Annotated in this window: 4 protein-coding genes; all 4 read right to left on the reverse strand. The window is 23.3% G+C overall.

All coding sequences use genetic code 11. The features are described 5' to 3' along the window. The coding region (locus ACMUOV_RS05195; RefSeq protein ID WP_413854046.1) for a hypothetical protein at positions 1-252 on the reverse strand (252 nt) is incomplete at its 3' end. Between the two features lie 22 nt (positions 253-274). Then, positions 275-970 carry a hypothetical protein gene (locus ACMUOV_RS05200; protein WP_413854047.1) on the reverse strand — a complete coding sequence of 232 codons (696 nt, stop codon included), beginning with the start codon at positions 968-970 and terminating at the stop codon, positions 275-277. Further along, positions 967-1,872, reverse strand: coding sequence for a hypothetical protein (locus tag ACMUOV_RS05205; RefSeq protein ID WP_413854048.1), 906 nt, complete (start codon positions 1,870-1,872; stop codon positions 967-969). The genes ACMUOV_RS05200 and ACMUOV_RS05205 overlap by 4 nt, the downstream gene beginning before the upstream one ends. A gap of 101 nt (positions 1,873-1,973) precedes the next feature. Then, positions 1,974-2,241 (reverse strand): hypothetical protein (locus tag ACMUOV_RS05210; RefSeq protein ID WP_413854049.1); only part of this gene is annotated, 268 nt, incomplete at its 5' end.

The raw sequence follows: 2,241 nt of genomic DNA on the forward strand, positions 1-2,241 counted from the left end.
ATTTAAAATAATATTTGTTCTATTATAGTATAATTCATTGTTAATATTATTGATAATAAAACCTTCTAATAATTTTTTACTGTTTGAATTTAAATCAATTACAATTTTATTAATGTTTTCATCAAAATGAGAATATTTTTCATCACCAATTTCAGAATAATCCAATAAATTTAAAAGTGATAGATCAATAATTTTAATGTAGTTAATGATGTTATAATTTTTTAAATACTCTTCATTTTTAATGTTGTTCATAAAAGATCCTATTTTAATTGATTTAACAAAGTTTTTCTAAAGCAAATCTACTTATTAATAAACTATCAGCATCTCCATGATTTTTTGCAATTTCAATTAAATCATTATATTTATTTTTAAATAATGATAAAAATTTAATACCTTCTTTCATGGATTCTTTTTTTAAATCTAATAAAATTGTATTTTTTCCAAAAAAATAATGTTGCCATTTTTTTGAATCAATTATAATATAATTATTTTCAAGATTTAACATTTCTAATACTATTAAAGTTGCTTCAAACGCTCTTGCTGCATTTTTACTTTGTTTAAATCTATCTGCATTAATCATCGGTCTTTCTAGAACAATTAATGGTTTAAGGTCTTTTTCTTCAACATTATAATTTTTATAATAATTATCTTTCACTTGTTTTAAAATATCTTCAAACCAATATTTTAATTTTTTCCAATCAATTCTTGCAATATATTGAATTGATTGTTGATAATCTAAAGCGGTATATGAAGGTGTTTTTTGGAAGAATATATCATAATCATTATTTGGATATTTAACAATGCATGAAATAGTTCCTGTCGCCCCGTTATCTAATCCAAATATAATATTGGCTCCGGCTATTTTTGCATTATTAGACATCCTTCTGGACGATGTAATAGACTTTATTTTTTTATTTCTTGACTTTCTTTTTTTGATATTTAAATTTGATTTGCTACGATCTTCTGTCATAATGTTTCTAATTGTATGTCTTCTTTAAAAACTTCTGTTTTTAATTCATTTAATATCAAAGATTCAACTTCTTCCGGAATTTCTTTTAACGAAATTAATTTTTTATTTCTTTTAAATGCTTTTGCAACATCAATATCCTCTGTTAATAATTTTTTTAATTCATCTTTATTTTGTAATAATTTAAAGGCTTTTTTATTTCCAACTTGTGGCTTAATGTTTGGAATTCCATCTGATTTATCACCTAAAATAATTTTCCATAATAAAAAGTCATTTGCTGAAATATCTTCTTTAATTTTTGACTTTATTGCATGTTCCAATTCTGTTTTTGGTTTTCTAATTAAACATTCCGATGTAATAATTGTAGTTCTATCATTTGCTAATTGAACCATATCTTTATCACAACTTATAATTATTACTTTGTTAAAGTTATTTTTAAATAATATATATTTTGTTGCTACAGCAATACAATCATCTCCTTCAGCATAATTACATTTTAATATATTTGATCCCCATTCATCACAAATATCCGGAATAATTTTTTCATATGCATATTGAAATGATGGTCCTATATTAAATTTATCTTTTGATGTATCTTTCATGTCTCTTTGAATTTTATATAAAGGATAAAAATCTCTTCTCCAAATATTTTTTCTAGGACAATCTAAACAAAAAATATATTTTGATTTATCTATAAATGGGATTATTGATTGTATTGGTTTTTCAATACATCTTTTAAATTTTTGTTCAAATAAATATGTAAATTCATTATCTAAAATAGGATTAAAATCTGGAGTACAATCTCTATCAGGAATGTCATTTTCTCTAACATATTCTGAAAATGCAGAATTTGCAGAATAATAAATTATATAGGATGAATCTACAATATAATAATGATTGTTCATTTTAAAATATCTTTTTATTTTTAATTTAATTTAGAAATTTAAAATTTAAAGATAAAAAAGGCGTATAAAAAGATTTTTATACGCCTTTAAAAATTTTTAACTTACTTTTTAGTTGTAGTTGAAACCGGCTTTGTGGTTTCTTTTTCTGAAGTTTTCTTATCTGTTTTAACAGTTGTTTCAGTCTTCTTCTCTGTTTTAACCTTAGTTAAATCGGCTGAATACATTATTGCAGCCTGTTCAACCTTTTTTACTTGATCTGCTACAACAGTCTTAGTAATCTCCCCCTTTGCTGTTTCTAAAATAGAAGCTTTATCTGTTTCTTTCACCTTTTCTGCAACAGCTTTAGCGTCAGCAACAACTTCTTTACCG

The organism is Candidatus Ruminimicrobium bovinum, assembly GCF_902760015.1.
Lineage (GTDB): Bacteria > Elusimicrobiota > Endomicrobiia > Endomicrobiales > Endomicrobiaceae > Ruminimicrobium > Ruminimicrobium bovinum.

Coding starts and splice junctions, on each gene's coding strand:
- ACMUOV_RS05200 (WP_413854047.1), bottom strand. CDS start 970: ATGACAGAAGATCGTAGCAAATCAAATTTAAATATCAAAAAAAGAAAG.
- ACMUOV_RS05205 (WP_413854048.1), bottom strand. CDS start 1,872: ATGAACAATCATTATTATATTGTAGATTCATCCTATATAATTTATTAT.